This is a genomic window from Shewanella sp. NKUCC01_JLK (genome assembly GCF_019345615.1).
Classification (GTDB): Bacteria; Pseudomonadota; Gammaproteobacteria; order Enterobacterales; family Shewanellaceae; genus Shewanella; species Shewanella oncorhynchi.
In genome coordinates, this window is the sequence record NZ_JAHKRD010000001.1 from 152,968 (window position 1) to 168,483 (window position 15,516).

Genomic DNA, 15,516 nt, shown 5'->3' on the forward strand with positions numbered 1-15,516 from the left:
GTATGGCAAAGTTACTTCACTAAGTGTTCTTCTTTGTTGTCGCAGCCTCTTAAAGCTGGGACATTGTAACCAAAATAGAAAGCCCCCTTTAAGTCAAACCACCGCATTTTAAAAGCTGAATTTACTTAGACGATGTTTGTTTATAGCGCTTTCATCTCCGATCTCTTTTAGAGCTTCCTTGGTGTTTTTAAGTAGTTCTGGACTGCTATTTCCTAATAGCAAGCAAACTCTAATGTAATCCGTCAGATCTTCATTTTTAAAGCCTTTAAACATTTCTTTGAGTTGATCCTTGCTGAGTTTGCTAAGTATTTCTGCGTCTGCAGCATTCCATGAATTCTGACCTCTCCAACGCTCAAGAATAACCATCGGATTATCGTCTTTTTTCAAGTCGTGATAAACCTCTTGCAATTTAGACTTAAACTCTTCCCCAACAATACCGAACGGGTGATTGCCCATATTGAATATGTTTGGGCAGTCCTTCATCTGCTCGATATAAAATTCTGTTAGCTCATCTGCTTTTTTGTGGTCACCTAAGTCTCGAATCAGATTTATGCCTTGACTATATTGGTAAGTTGAGATGTCTCTAACTGCCGTCTTCAGTCCTTTCTCCATTTCCTTAATAACAATTTCTGCATTATTATCAAAAGAAGCGTGGAACAAATCCCAAGCTCTAGTACATGCCTCATTTCTCTCCATGGCTTCAAGATCTGATTGTCTTGCATTACATAACGCTAACCATTTTGTTTTATCTACAAACCCTTGCTCAATACTTTCCGCAATAACAACATCCAACTCATCTGTATGTTGATAACCGTAATTACTCAGTGTGTTATTCCACTCATTTATTTTACTCTCATCAACATTAGCACTTTTTTTCCGTAAACCAGTTTGCTTCAAAAAGTTAAAGGGTGGCACTGTATCATCGCCACCACTACAGTAATAACACCAACTAAAGGCAATTACCGAATGGACTACTTGGTACTTTAGCTTGGGATGGTAATCTCCAGTAAGAGCAAGTAGATCTTGTATATGGCGCTCTATTTTCTTTAACACCCTGATATTCTTGATATCAAGCTTAATACAGCACTCTCGTAAATGTTCATATTGCTCTTGGACTTTGATTGCCAAATCAAAGCATTCTTCAGCGGTCGGATCAAAATGTAATTGCTTGTCGATAACTTTTTCTTTGTAGGTGGCATACTCTTTCAAGGAAGCACTTTCAGAGTCTTCATTGAGCAATATCACCACTTTACAATCTTTTTGCTCCTTAAAATAAGAAACAACACCAAGAAAATCTCTGATATCCAAGTCTTTACCATGACGTTCGAGGTCATCAAAGCAAATTATTGTGTGATTCAAAGAAAGATAAGACAGCGAACTAAATACTCCCCCAATCCCTTCCACATAATCACTAACGAAGGGGATTTTTAATCCTTGAATTACTCCCGTAGATTTTCGGCCGAACTTTTTGGCAATACTCTGATAGTTAGCTTTGAATGTATCAAGGCTTGGCTTTTCTCCAATAATTTTAGTATCTATCGTATTTTCAAATACCGCCTGCTTGAGTTCGTTAAGTGAATTGACTCCAAACAGTGAAACATAGGAGTAAGAGCTTAAAGCAATATTGTCTTTAAATTCCTTAAGGTATTTGTTCCAGCCAAAAGTTTTACCTACCCCCCAACGTCCCTTGATTGCCAATACCTCTGGCTCGCTGCTCTCCAAGAATACTTTTACTTGTTCTTTCACTAGTTCAATTGACATTGGGCAATCCTTAAAAACCATACAAATGAGTAATTTACCACGATTGTCGCTTACACGTCTCTGGGCATAAATGAGTTTAGGGCATTAACACATTGAATTAAATGAAGTATGGCAAATGTCGCTTAGAACCGTGTCAGATTTCCTCAAACTCCAGACTATAGTAGTCGCTATTTTTGGTAGCTTTCCATACATCTAGGTAACCCACGGAGTTTGCATACCCGCCGAGCACGTCCTGTTTTTTTAGCAATGATTTTAAGCCAATAAGACAGTTATTGATGCTACTTGCACACAGCCTCATTAGGAAAATAGTTGATGGTTTTTTACTAAGCTTCACGAGATTCATTGCTACGGCAACACGGAAGCTGTCGTCATCAAACTTCCATAAGTCGATGCTGCACCTTCCTGTATCTTGGTCAATTTTGACATGTGGGTTTACGGCTAATGCCTTGCGAATCGTTTCATTTTCGACATCTTGAAGCTTGTCGATAATAACTCTGTCTGCTTGTTCAAGGCGTAATACGACTCTGTGCTCTTGTTCATAGATCCACTCATCACTTTTTTGCATAAACACTTCGTACAGAATACGGTCAGCACCTTCTACACTAATGTTAGAATAGTTATAATCGAACTTGTCATGACGGTATCTTAGTCCCTTGCGGTAAGAAACTGGCTTTGCTACACCATCAAAGGGGGAAAACTCTTCTGTCATTGAGGTATTAATTATGGCATCAGCTCTGAATAGCTTATAAAAGATAGATCTTTCATAGAATTGAGATACACCTGCAATTACTCCTTTATGCTCATTTGCATAATGCGCCCACATCAAAAGGTTTTCTTTGTTTTCAGAGAAGCTAATCACTCCAATGTGATGCATATTCTTCTGAACATAGTCTGAAAAACTTAACGCTCCTAACTCTAAGTCGTAAGCATTTGATTCATCGAAGTGTGATGATAATTGCTCCATGCTAGCCATACAAAATGAAGCTTCAAAAGGGTCATTCAGCGCAACCATCTGCGACAATCGGATGAATCCTTCTTCAAAAAAGTTTCTTGGTTCAGGTAAATACTTAAATAATTGCTTCATTCGAATTCCTGTAAGAAATACAACGTATATCAACCTCAACCACTTCAGTCTAACCATATGTATTTCAAAAAAATATTAGCTCAATTAGGTCAAAGGGAGTCTAAAATAAATGTTGCGAGTATATACTCTAACAAGAAAAGGGGCAGAAGCTTGTTGGAGTAAACCGCCAAGACACCCTAATCTAACTAAAAGGTATCTAGAAAATCAGTGGCTATAGACAGCCAAACCATGCCTTGCTAGTCTTTTAAATTAAAAAGTTAGATTGAGCATTGGGTTCATTTGTTATTGTTTTTTGTAAAGTATATCAGGCTATATTTTCTATGATTTCGAGTCAAAAAAAGACTACCTATACAAAAATTAAAATATTTGTAATGAATTATAAGCATCTGAACTACCTATAGAGCCTGTTATAGCTAGGTACACACTCACTCACCCACCAAAGAGAACGCATTTTTAGTAAATATAAACCTGCTTTAAAGAAAAAATATACCCTGAAGAATAAGCTTCGAATCAACTGAGTGGAGCAAATTGACGTTTCAGTGTTGTTTTCACATTGATTAGACTGGATTTCAGACAAACAAAAAGCCGCAATAGCGGCTTTTTTGCTTAACTTGGAACTGGGTTAACTCAAACTTGTATTAGTCGTTAAAACATTGAAACAAAAAAAGCACTGAAAAATAAAGCAATAACAACTGTGGTGCCTAAAGCCATTTTAAGTTCGGTGTTCATCATTCACTCTCCTAGTTGGTATGGCTACATTATTATCAACCCAGTGATAAAAACCCATGTTTGTATCTGTGTTTTGTGAGCGATAGCCAATTTATCGGCAATTTTCTCTTCTAAATCCTGAAAATTCCTCTTACAGACAATCATTTCCCTATCCTAAGCGTTAATCTGGGTCAAGCGCAGTAAAAACAATGGCTGACATTTATCGAGGTCCATCTACGGATTTTTGGTATACTCCACCCCGTAATCTATTTAGAGAGAGGACCTATGTCGCAACTATTACATACTATGATCCGCGTCGGTAACTTAGAACGCAGTATTGCTTTTTATACTGAAGTGCTCGGCATGAAGCTACTTCGCACCTCTGAAAATCCAGAGTACAAATATTCTTTAGCTTTCGTGGGTTACGGTGAAGAATCCACAGGCCAAGCCGTGGTTGAACTGACCTATAACTGGGGCACTGACAAATACGATTTAGGCACAGGCTTTGGCCACTTAGCGATTGGCGATGAAGATATCTACGCCCGTTGCGCTGCTATTGCCGCAGCCGGTGGCAAAGTGACTCGCGCCCCTGGTCCTGTCGCAGGTGGTACCACTGAGATTGCGTTTGTTGAAGATCCAGACGGTTATAAAATTGAGTTCATTCAAATGAAATCAGCGACTCAAGGTTTAGGTTAAGTCCTGCCAACTGAACCCGAAAAATAGCTGAGCAAGACTATTTATTCAGCGACAAATGCCGGATCTTCATTCGGCATTTTTGTTTTTATACTTTAGATCTCACATTAGGCACAAAGAAACATAAATCAAGCCAGTGATTTACTGCTCGCGCCATGCGTCTAAACCGACTTTATCGAAGCTTTATCTTGTGTCAGCTTTCGCTCGGTTTTGTTCGCCACTTTACGGCTGAAATGACGTTTAAACCAAGGCGTGCGCCACAGCAGCAACACACTAAAACCTACGATATACAGACTCGGCTCGATGATTTCCGATTTTACCGACCAGTAAAAATGGATTGGCGCTAATATCGCGACTAAATACACCCCATTATGCAAGGTTTGCCAACGACGTCCCATCTTGCGCATCAAGGCTTTAAACGAAGTTATCGCCAAAGCGGTGACGATAAGATAAGCCACTACGCCGACTAAAATGTACGGCCGTTTTACCACCTCGCTAAACAGTAATTCCCAAGCAAATAACAGATCTAAACTAAAAAACGCCAAGATATGCAAGGTGGCATAGGCAAACACATATAAACCCACTAAACGGCGGGTCTGCATCAACAACCCTTGCTTGGTCAACTTGGCAATCGGTGAGATCAGCAAGGTCGCCGCTAGCGCATTTAATGCGCCTATGCCTGTGTAGTGAATAATGTGCTGCACGGGATCGCCACCCGCACGGCCAAGCACCACAGTGAGCACAAGGTAGACGATGGGCACTAAACCCAACAAATGAAATAACGCCTTTAGCCAAAACAAGTGCTTAGCGGTTAATCTCAACATAGGTTGTCCCCGCTTAATGGCGAATATCCAAACAACAAACCAATCATCAATAGTATTTCCTCAGATCCATACCGTCATACAGTGAAGCCACAAACTCGCCGTAACCGTTGAACGGCAGGGTATCGATGCGGGTTGCTGAAAACAATCCCCCCTCGCCGATACGACGCTCTGTGGCCTGCGACCAGCGCGGATGATCCACCGCAGGATTAACGTTGGCATAAAATCCATACTCGTGTGAGGCAAGCTGATTCCAGCTGGTCGGCGGTTGTTTATCCATGACGCGAATTCGCACTATTGATTTAATACTCTTAAAGCCGTATTTCCACGGCACCACTAAGCGAATGGGCGCGCCGTTCTGCGGTGGCAAGGTTTTACCGTACAAACCGACCGACATTAAGGTTAAATCGTTCATAGCTTCGGCTATCGTGAGGCCTTCAACATAGGGATAATGAATACCGCCCCCCATTAATCGACTCTTCTGCCCCGGCATTTGTTCGGGATCGAAGGCGGTTTCAAAGGCGACATACTTGCCCTTACTGGTGACGCCAACTTTTTTCAATAATGCCGCCAGCGGGAACCCCACCCAAGGGATCACCATAGACCAAGCTTCAACGCAGCGCAGGCGATAGTTACGCTCCTCAAGCGGGAACATTTTAGTCAGATCATTAAAATCTAAAGTCATGGGCCGTTCAACTTCACCTTCGATACGCAGGTGCCAAGGATCGACTTTAAAGCCTTGGGCATTATTGAAGGGATCTTGTTTGTCCGTACCAAATTCGTAGAAATTATTATGCTGCGTCACTTTATCAAACGGGGTTAACACATCGGCGTCACCGTACTGCTTATTGGATTGAAACGTCAGTGGTGTAGTGATAAATGAGGACTTAGGTTGATCGCCAAATAGATCGAATAATCCGGCCTGCACATAACCGGGCACGCTGGCACCGATAGCACCGAGTCCCATGGCTTTTACAATTTGCCGACGCGAGCGAAATACCGCTTCGGGCGTCACTTGGTTGTCTTGCATGTGCCACTGCGCTTTTTTAAGAATACCTGGGGTAAAACGGGAATGTTTAGCCAATTGACACCTCTACCATCCAATGATTAAAGCCACCGAGTCGCGATAAAAACCTTCTCTGGCGCTCGTCTGTATCGCTCACTCTTATATAGACAGGTAAAAGCCAGAAAAACTTTCCACCCGTGAATAAATTCACCTTAAACGTATAAGACTTGCTCATTCAAGCATTAAGCGCAGATATAGTTGATTAAAGGGCTTGAAGCCTGTTGGGGGGCATGCGAACCTAAGCGCCAAAGCTAAAGGAGTGCTATTGATCATGCCATTTTCTCAATCTTTTTCTGTCGCCGAAATCATCGGCCTTCTCGCCATTGCCTTCTTAGGCCTGTTGATCGGTGCTCTGCTCAATCAAAAACTCACCCGCCAACGCTGGCAACTACACAAAGACCAACTTGAGCAAGAAATGCGTCAAGTCAATGAAGATGCAGAATTATCCTTAGCACAACAGCAAATTTTGGTCGATGACAAAGAAGCGCAATTACGTCAATACCAGCAACGCCTTGAGCTCAAAATTGAACAACTGGGCAAAGCCGAGGCCTTAGCCGAACGCGTTCCCACCTTAGAGCAGCAATTAAATGATAGCCAGCGCCGTCAGTTAGAGATCCAATTAGCCCTGTCGAAATCCAATGCCATGCAGCAAACCATTCAAGCCAAGGCCGATGCCCAGCAAGAATCGCTGCAGGATAAAATTGCCAGCTTAGAATCGGCCGAAGTGCGTTTACAAACCCAATTTGAAAACCTCGCAAACCGTATTTTTGAAGAACGTAGCGAAAACTTTAAGCACCAAAATGCCAGCCAACTCGAAGGCGTGCTTGGGCCATTAAAACAACAGCTAGAAGGATTCAGACAGCAAATTCGTGAATCCTACACCCACGAACAATCCGAGCGCAGCGCCCTCAAACATCAGCTTGAGCACTTAAGGGAGCTCAATCTGAAGATGAGCCAAGATGCTATCAACCTGACCAAAGCGCTCAAGGGCGATAACAAGCAACAAGGTAATTGGGGTGAAGTGATCCTCGATCGCGTACTGCAGGAAAGCGGCCTACGTGAAGGCCATGAATACCATACTCAGCAAGATCTCAAGGATGATAGCGGTAAACGCTTTAAGCCGGATGTGATTGTGCATCTGCCAGAAAATAAGGATGTGGTCATCGATGCTAAGATGTCGTTGGTCAGTTATGAGCGCTACTTCAACAGTGAAGATCCGGCACTGCGCCAACAGGCGATTAACGAGCATGTCATTTCAATTCGCAGTCACATTAAAGGCTTAAGTCAAAAGGATTATCAACATCTGCATGGCCTTAAGAGTCTCGATTATGTATTGATGTTTATTCCTATAGAACCGGCATTTTTACTGGCGTTAGAGCATGATCCTAGCCTAGTCAATTTTGCCCTTGAGCAGAATATCATGTTGGTTAGTCCAACGAATTTGTTGGTGGCCCTGCGCACAATTAACAATATTTGGCGCTACGAATATCAAAATCAACATGCACAAACCATTGCAAAACAAGCGGGTCGAATTTACGACAAGTTATGTGGTTATATTGAAGACATGGAAAAACTCGGCCGCGCCTTAGATAATGCAGAAAAAACCTATCACAGCGCAATGAACAAGCTGTCATCGGGCAAAGGCAATCTAGTGCGTCAAGCCCATTTGATGCAACAGCTCGGGGTCGATACCAGCAAACAACTGGATAAAATGCTGCTAGAAAAAGCGCTCAATGAAGCCCAGGACGATAACGACACTCAGGATGACGACGCTGAACTTAATCTGTCGCATACCCGAGATCCTAAGGACACAGAACTCGAGCCTGTCGAGTGCAATGATAGATAACAAGAATTGAACACCCATTAATTACCTCAAATCGATACGGACATGTCGATTGATACCTTGATGCCCGGAGGCAAATGCTCCATGTGCAAAGCAGTTATAAATGTGGTTATATCCAGTGCAATATTGCTCGCAGGCGCATTGAATGCCCCTGCTGCACTTGCGTTAACGTCAACGCAGAAAACCTTTCTTGAGGCTGAAAAAGCCCTGAAGAAGCAAGATTATGCAACCTATAAACCCCTACGGGCAAAACTAGGTAATTATCCGCTCGCGATTTATTTAGATCATGATATCGACATAGGTGCTCTTAATGCCTTACAGGGTTATGCAGCTAAAGCCTTGATCGAAAAATATGAAACCACACCCATGTACAATAGGTTACGGTCTAAATATTTAAACAATGCTGGTAGCCAAAAACGCTGGAATGATTATCTTGCGATCACCCCAGAAGCGCCTACCGACATCCGCCTGCAGTGTTATTACTATGAGGCGAAACTCGCCAAGGGCGATCTAAAAACGGCTTATGCGGCCGCACAATCACTTTGGGTATTTGGGGGTTCGCGCCCAAAGGAATGTGATCCTCTTTTCAACACATGGACCAAAGCCGGTAAACGTACTCAAGATGTCGTATGGGCGCGAATGATGCTGAGTTTCGAGGCTGGCGAAACGAGTTTACTGAGTTATTTATCCCAAAAAATCACCACCCATAGTAACGAAGCTAAGCGTTTAGTCGCCGTCTATAAAGATCCCAATAGCCTGCGCCATACCGAAAAGTTTAAAGATAAAAATCCCATTGTCGGTGACATTGTTGCCGCAGGATTAAAACGCCTTGCCCGTAAGGATCTCGACCAAGCTATTAATTTGTATGAACGGTATCAAAAGGCCCATCGTTTTACCCCAGAACAAGCGCAGCAACTCGATAAATACCTTGTTCGCCGCATTTTAATTGAACAAGATGATAACTATAAAAACTATGTCGACAATGTGCTCACTGAACTGAAAAATGACGACTTATTTGAGCGCCGTTTAAGATGGGCTATCCGCGATCACGACATGCGCAGTATTGCCCGTTACTTGAACCTACTCCAACCAGAAACCTTGGCAAAGGAGCGTTGGCAATACTGGCTTTATCGCACCAATGCCAAAGAAGCGCCTGAAAGCGCCATAAAAGCGCTCGCGACAATCAGTAATGAACGTAATTTTTACGGTTTTGCTGCTGCGCAGTTCTTAAATAAACCGGTATCACTCAATCAAAGCCCTGAGCCTGTTGTTGATGCCAATAGCCAAAAGTTAACCGATGATCTCGGCTTTGTCAGAGTGCAAGAGTTAATGGCGCTCGACCGTTATTTCGATGCTCGCTATGAATGGATGTCGCTACTAAAACGCAGTGACAATACGATGCGAGCACGCTATGGACGCTATGCCCATGAACAGGGCTGGTACGATTTTGGTGTTGAAGCCAGTATTCAAGGTAAGCTGTGGGATGATATTCCTCTACGCTTCCCTATGGCACACCAAGCCGGTTTTGAGCACGCCAGCAAAAAGCATAGGGTTAACATCGATGAGATCCGTGCGATTAGCCGCCGCGAAAGTGCATTCTATCTTTATGCGACCTCTGGTGTAGGTGCCCGTGGCCTAATGCAAATTATGCCCGCCACGGCCAAAGCTACCGCCAAAAAACACGGAGCCAGATATAGCGATCCAAAGGATCTCTACAGCGCAGAGCTTAACCTCAATCTTGGTAGCGCTTACTATGCTCAGCTGTTGAAAGAGTTTAACCAAAACCGCATCCTCGCCACGGCGGCCTATAACGCGGGTCCCTCTCGCGTGCGTCGCTGGTTATCAAACTCTGATGGCAAACTCGATGCCATGGGCTTTATCGAGGCGATTCCCTTTACTGAAACCCGTGAATATGTTCAAGCCGTCCTCAGCTATCGATTGATTTATGAGGCGCAAAAGCAAAAAGCACAGCCATTATTCAGCGAAGCTGAGCTTAAGTTTGCTTACTAACTCGCGACATGAAAAGGAACTCGATACTCAGCAGCATCGAGTTCCTACTTTTCAGCATACCCTAGGGTAAAGCTCATGCTTTAACCACCAAAAATTCTAAATGTTATTCTCTAAATTCAAATAATTAGCAAAGCGAATAATTATTCAGCAATCACGCCGTTTTATCGAAAACTTGTTTGCACTGAAGGGCGTTAAATGCGAATAATTAGTATTAAAGCATTAAGAATCCCATTACACCCATGATTAACCTTAGTTCGTTAACGCTTAGCTGCGAATACCAACCCTTTGTCAATCCTCATACTTTAGCCATCGACGGCTATGAAGCCTTAGCACGCTTTTACTTGCCTAATGGTGATGCGGTTGCACCTAATATTGTGTTCGAGCAATTGCATGAATCCACAGAAATACTCGCTGCAGTTGAATATCAAGCCAAGGCATTTCAACTCATCCATGCGCCGAGTCAGCAGCGAATTTTTATCAATGTTGATCCCCACGCCGTCGATGGACCACATACCGCCAAGCTCATTCGTTTGCTGTCCCACTATGAACGAGTCACGGTCGAGATCATCGAAAACACCTGCATTAACGATGCTCAGCTGGCCAGTCAATTATTCACTCAATTTAAACAAGCTAAGATACATGTGGCGCTGGATGATATTGGTGCGCCCCACTCCATGCTCAGTGTCGATCTGATGATGAACGTGGATTATCTTAAGTTTGACCGCCATTGGTTAACGCACATAACACACCCCGAGGGAGCCCAATTATTAATTGCATTGGTCAACTTTGCCAAAAAGACCCACAAACAGTGCATTTTAGAAGGCATAGAAACTGAAGCTCACTTAGCCTTTGCGCGGGATATCGGTGTCGACTTTGTCCAAGGCTTTTTGTTTAAATCCTGGTTTATTCGCCCCACCAGCAGCCAAGTACTGTGCCTTACGTAAGATCAGGCTAAAACGGTTTACATTCGCGCCACCAGCCCACTAAAGACCAAACCTAATGCTGTCGAGTAATTGATTTAGCACTAGAAATGCCACTGGATATACGGGCTATGATCCGCCATAGTGATAACGCACATCAGCTTGCAAATGCACCTTAAGCACACTTCCAAATGTATTAGGAGTCGCCCGTGGCACAATCTGGGATCAGCGAATTACTACAACAACTCGAACAAGTATTGCTGGGCAAGCCTAGACAAATTCGTCTCGCTCTAGCCTGTATTCTCGCCCGTGGGCACCTGTTGATTGAAGACTTACCCGGCATGGGTAAAACCAGTATTTCCCATGGTATAGCCCAAAGCTTAGGTTTGAGCTATCAGCGGATCCAATTCACCAGTGACATGCTGCCTGCCGACATTCTAGGCGTATCGATTTTTGATAAACATCAAGCACAATTTATCTTTCATCATGGACCAATTTTTAAGCAGATGATTTTGGCCGATGAAATTAATCGCGCCAGCCCTAAGACACAAAGCGCTTTACTCGAAGCGATGGCCGAACAACAAATTTCCGTCGATGGCATCACCCACAGATTGCCCAATCCTTTCTTTGTAATAGCGACTCAAAATCCCACCGATCAATCCGGTACATTTTCGCTACCAGAATCGCAGCTCGACAGATTTATGATGCGTCTGTCTATTGGTTATCCAAGCCACGATGCTGAACTCGCTATGCTTAAGAGCAATCATAACCACTTAACCTTAGATCAATTGCCCCAATGCCTGACACCGATGGCCTTAATGCAACTGCAAGAGCAGTGCGACAAAGTCAGCGCTTCCGATGCCTTACTCAATTATATTCTGGCCTTAGTGAGTTTTTCCCGTAGCCAAAGTGACAGCGTGGGGTTATCACCGCGTGCCACCAAAGCGCTATTACAAGCGGCTAAGGCATGGGCCTTTTTAGAAGGTCGACATTATTTAGTCCCAGAAGATGTGCAAGCGGTATTTTGTTGTGTAGCGGAGCATAGACTCAGAACCAGTAGCCAATTACAGGGTGAAGCCCTATCTGAGCGAATTCTGGCGAGCGTTAACCCGATTATGTAGCAAGATACTGTAATGAGGAGATATCGCTAAAGTATGCAGTTAACGCATTAAACTAAGGAAATAACTCAGAAGTGAAACGACTGATACTCCCGACTTTCATTCCGATGTTAGTCCCGATTTGGCAACGTTGGTTAGCAAGACGCTTGCCACCGAGTCCCGAAATAACCTTAAGCCATCGCAGCATTTTTATTCTGCCGAGCGGTTTTGGGTTAGTTTGGCTCGGTCTGGTTTTACTTTTATATCTATTCGGCACTAACTATCAAAATAACTTAGTCATTGGCCTCAGCATCTTACTCCTAAGCCTCTTTAATACCTGCATTCTCTACAGTTACAAAAATCTGGCTGGCTTACATTTACGGGCCACGACGCCGCCCGAAGTCTATGCGGGCGAAACCTTAACCTTTCCCGTCCTCATCAGCACGCACCACAGTGGCCATAACATACAACTTAACTATCCGAATAATCGCACTTATACGGTGCAGAACCTTGGTACAGATGAACAACAAGCGCTCGTGCCCTTCGAATATCATCAGCGGGGTCAAGTGTCACCGGGTCGGCTCAAAATTGAATCCTTCTATCCCTTAGGGCTTTGCCGCGCGTGGTCCCATGTGGATTTAGCCATTAGTCACTTAGTTTTTGCCCAGCCGATTGAAGCGCCGCTACAGCTTGAGGCTGATCATACCCAGTCGGAGCAAGATCCCCAGTTACTCGCGGGTAAACATGTATCGGGGATTGATGAGTTTAAAGGCCTTAAACCCCATGTGCTCGGCGAATCCCTCAAGCAAGTGGCATGGAAACAATGGGCACAGGGTCGCGGCATGTTGACTAAAGAATTCCAGCAGCCCCAAGGTGATCCCGTCTGGTTAAGGCTCAGACCCGATGCCAAACGCCTCGAAACCCAATTGGGTCAGTTAAGCTGGCAAGTCAATAAACTCACGCAACTTGAGCAGTATTTTGGCTTACATCTGCAAAACCCCATGGGAGACGATGTGCTGATCGCGCCCGCGATAGGCAATCACCATAGGATCGCCTGTCAAAAAGCCATTGCCTTATATCCACAATTAGCGCCTTCAACGGCGAAGCCCCCATATCAGTCATCAGCCGCTAATCACCCACAAAAAACGAATCAAGCTCCCCGCAAGCAACATCATATCCCTACTTCGAGGGAGCAAGTATGAAGTTAGCGGCCAATAGCACGACACCGCAAATCGGCGACAATATTAGCCGCCAGACACTCTTTTGGTTATTAATCACCAATATTGCGGTATTAAGCCCACTATTTGATAAAACCACGCCTTGGACCTTAGGCATTTGCGCAATTTGTTTGCTGTGGCGTGTGGGGATTTATGTCGGCAAAGTGGCAAAACCACCGCGTTTTTTGGTGACCAGTCTTGCGATCGGCGCCGCAACCACATTGGCACTCGTTTCAAAGGAAATCGGCTTACTCAATGCGCTAGTGAATCTGCTGCTGTTAGGTTATGCCTTAAAATACATTGAAATGCGTAATCAAAGGGATGTGCGCGTTGTCGTCCTCGCGGGCTATTTTATTATCGCGCTGACCTTTATCGACCATCAATCCCTGCTTAATACCGCGCATTTACTCGTGGTAACGCTGATCAATACCTGCGTACTCGTGACTTTGTATCAAGATAAGCAATCCTTAAAACACACGGCTTGGATCGGTGGCAAATTTTTACTCCAGAGCCTTCCCCTCGCGCTGCTGTTATTTTTAGTGTTACCGCGTCTTGCACCGCTCTGGTTAGTGCCTAACATGAAAGAAGCCCAAACGGGCTTGTCCGATAGTCTAGCGATTGGTGATATAGGTAAGCTCACCCGTTCGACTGAACTTGCCTTTAGGGCGAGTTTTACCAATGCAACGCCCATTAATGCCGAGTTATATTGGCGCGCCCTCGTGATGGAGAACTATGATGGTGTCACTTGGCGTCAAGAAGCAGGGATTAAACAGTTGCAAAAAGATGCGCTGCTGTTTCCGCCCTCACGGCCCAGCCCAGCATTGATGGTCAATAATACTGATCCCATGAGTAAAAGTCCTGCTCCGATAAGCAGTGAAGATCAAGAGACCGCATTAAGTAAGCAAGATAAGCATAGTATTCGTTATCAAGTGATTGCTGAGCCGAGCCACCAGCCGTGGTTATTTGGTCTCGATGTGGCCTATAGCCAAGATGATAACGTGGTCAATATGCCCGACTATCGGCTGTTGGCGCTGCGCAATATCGATCAGCGAATGAGTTATCAAGTAGAGTCTTGGCCTAAGGCGAAGATGGACTTCAAGCTATCGGCGCGGCAAAGGCAGATTAACCTCGAACTGCCGAGCCAAAGTAATCCACGCACTTTAACGTTAGCTGAGCAGTTTAAGACTCAGTATCCCGCGCCTAAGCCACGACTATGGGCCATGATGGGCCACTTTAATAGTGAGCCTTTTTTCTACACTCTCACGCCGCCTCCCCTTGGGCCGCAGCAAGTGGATGATTTCTTATTTGAAAACAAAGCCGGTTTTTGCGTGCACTATGCCGCAGCCTTCATTTTTATGGCGCGGGCCACAGGCTTACCCGCGCGTATGGTCACAGGCTATCAGGGCGGTGAATTTAATCCGCAAGCGGGTTACTACAGTGTGTATCAATATATGGCCCACGCATGGGCAGAAGTCTGGCTTGAAGATGAAGGTTGGGTGCGTTTCGACCCCACCGCTATGGTGGCGCCCAATCGTATCGAGCAAGGATTCGACGCCCAGTTTGATCCCGAGCAGAGTTACCTGCAGGAAAGCCCTTTTAGTAGCTTACGATTTAAATCCATGCCTTGGCTCAATGAGTTAAGACAACGTTTTGCCAGCATAGATTATTACTGGAGCGTGTGGGTACTGGGTTTTAACCAAGAGAAGCAAAATCAAGTGCTCAGTGGCATTTTAGGCGATGTGACTCACACTAAAATCGCGGTCTTTATGGGGCTCTGTATCAGCCTTATCGTGCTCTATATCGCCTACAGTGCGGGCTTATTACATTTTAGAGTTCAAGGCGATCCTATTAGTACTCGTTATCAACAGATCTGTAATCGTCTCGCACACCATGGCATTAAGCGCAAAGACAGTGATGGACCAAATCAATTTGCGCAGCAGATTATTGAGCAATACCAACACAGTGCACCAAAGCTTTGCACGCTGTTCCAAACCTTGACACAAAGTTATGTGGCGCTGAAGTACCAAGATTTACCGGTTAAAGACTATCAAGCGCATTTAACCGCATTTAAAGCGGCGGCGAAGCAACTCAACTGGTTATTGCTCCGAACCAAAGTGAAAGATAAGTTCAATCTAGCCTAGCATTCGTCAACTGAGCTGTAACTGACGATGCCTCATCGGAGCAAGCACCAATAAACACCTAAAATTGCGGGTTAATTCCACAGAAGCAGCAATAGTGTTGAATCTTATAAATCAAACACATAGAATTGTTTTACTGTCACCATGCCGAGTTGCAC

General features: G+C 44.4%; 11 protein-coding genes. 7 read left to right on the forward strand and 4 right to left on the reverse strand.

Features of this window, described 5'->3' with window-relative positions:
• Window positions 1-108: 108 nt before the first annotated feature.
• Window positions 109-1,761, reverse strand: a complete 1,653-nt coding sequence (locus KO537_RS00785; protein ID WP_219233634.1) for a KAP family NTPase — start codon at window positions 1,759-1,761, stop codon at window positions 109-111.
• Between the two features lie 133 nt (window positions 1,762-1,894).
• Entirely contained in the window at window positions 1,895-2,845 is a 951-nt protein-coding gene (locus tag KO537_RS00790; RefSeq protein WP_219233635.1) for a DUF2971 domain-containing protein, read from the reverse strand.
• Between the two features lie 993 nt (window positions 2,846-3,838).
• Between KO537_RS00790 and gloA the strand changes: the two genes are divergently transcribed.
• Window positions 3,839-4,249, forward strand: coding sequence for a lactoylglutathione lyase (gloA, locus tag KO537_RS00795; RefSeq protein WP_006087315.1), 411 nt, complete (start codon window positions 3,839-3,841; stop codon window positions 4,247-4,249).
• Window positions 4,250-4,407: 158 nt separating this feature from the next.
• On the opposite strand, the gene msrQ is transcribed toward gloA, so the two are convergent.
• The gene (gene msrQ / locus KO537_RS00800) at window positions 4,408-5,070 is read right to left on the reverse strand and encodes a protein-methionine-sulfoxide reductase heme-binding subunit MsrQ (RefSeq protein ID WP_219233636.1); all 663 of its coding nucleotides are present in this window, start codon (window positions 5,068-5,070) and stop codon (window positions 4,408-4,410) included.
• A 46-nt stretch (window positions 5,071-5,116) separates the two neighbouring features.
• Window positions 5,117-6,151, reverse strand: coding sequence for a protein-methionine-sulfoxide reductase catalytic subunit MsrP (msrP, locus tag KO537_RS00805; RefSeq protein ID WP_219233637.1), 1,035 nt, complete (start codon window positions 6,149-6,151; stop codon window positions 5,117-5,119).
• Window positions 6,152-6,404: 253 nt separating this feature from the next.
• On the opposite strand from msrP, the gene rmuC reads away from it, so the two are divergent.
• From rmuC to KO537_RS00835, 6 genes are all read left to right on the forward strand, one after another.
• Window positions 6,405-7,979: a DNA recombination protein RmuC gene (rmuC, locus tag KO537_RS00810; protein ID WP_113939637.1), complete on the forward strand. Its 1,575-nt coding sequence runs from the start codon at window positions 6,405-6,407 to the stop codon at window positions 7,977-7,979.
• A gap of 81 nt (window positions 7,980-8,060) precedes the next feature.
• A complete protein-coding gene (locus tag KO537_RS00815; RefSeq protein ID WP_219233638.1) occupies window positions 8,061-9,986 on the forward strand; it encodes a transglycosylase SLT domain-containing protein in 1,926 nt (641 codons plus the stop codon).
• Between the two features lie 239 nt (window positions 9,987-10,225).
• On the forward strand, window positions 10,226-10,930 hold the full coding sequence (locus KO537_RS00820) for an EAL domain-containing protein (RefSeq protein ID WP_131524978.1): 705 nt from the start codon (window positions 10,226-10,228) through the stop codon (window positions 10,928-10,930).
• 185 nt (window positions 10,931-11,115) lie between these two features.
• Entirely contained in the window at window positions 11,116-12,027 is a 912-nt protein-coding gene (locus KO537_RS00825) for a MoxR family ATPase (RefSeq protein WP_173245050.1), read from the forward strand.
• A gap of 71 nt (window positions 12,028-12,098) precedes the next feature.
• Window positions 12,099-13,205, forward strand: coding sequence for a DUF58 domain-containing protein (locus KO537_RS00830; protein ID WP_173245053.1), 1,107 nt, complete (start codon window positions 12,099-12,101; stop codon window positions 13,203-13,205).
• Window positions 13,202-15,361, forward strand: coding sequence for a DUF3488 and transglutaminase-like domain-containing protein (locus KO537_RS00835; protein ID WP_219233639.1), 2,160 nt, complete (start codon window positions 13,202-13,204; stop codon window positions 15,359-15,361). Before KO537_RS00830 ends, KO537_RS00835 begins: the two co-directional genes overlap by 4 nt.
• Window positions 15,362-15,516: the final 155 nt, after the last annotated feature.

Excerpts from the sequence above, each read along its gene's own strand:
- KO537_RS00785 (WP_219233634.1), bottom strand. The coding sequence starts at position 1,761 with ATGTCAATTGAACTAGTGAAAGAACAAGTAAAAGTATTCTTGGAGAGC.
- KO537_RS00790 (WP_219233635.1), bottom strand. The coding sequence starts at position 2,845 with ATGAAGCAATTATTTAAGTATTTACCTGAACCAAGAAACTTTTTTGAA.
- gloA (WP_006087315.1), top strand. The coding sequence starts at position 3,839 with ATGTCGCAACTATTACATACTATGATCCGCGTCGGTAACTTAGAACGC.
- msrQ (WP_219233636.1), bottom strand. The coding sequence starts at position 5,070 with ATGTTGAGATTAACCGCTAAGCACTTGTTTTGGCTAAAGGCGTTATTT.
- rmuC (WP_113939637.1), top strand. The coding sequence starts at position 6,405 with ATGCCATTTTCTCAATCTTTTTCTGTCGCCGAAATCATCGGCCTTCTC.
- KO537_RS00815 (WP_219233638.1), top strand. The coding sequence starts at position 8,061 with ATGTGCAAAGCAGTTATAAATGTGGTTATATCCAGTGCAATATTGCTC.
- KO537_RS00820 (WP_131524978.1), top strand. The coding sequence starts at position 10,226 with ATGATTAACCTTAGTTCGTTAACGCTTAGCTGCGAATACCAACCCTTT.
- KO537_RS00835 (WP_219233639.1), top strand. The coding sequence starts at position 13,202 with ATGAAGTTAGCGGCCAATAGCACGACACCGCAAATCGGCGACAATATT.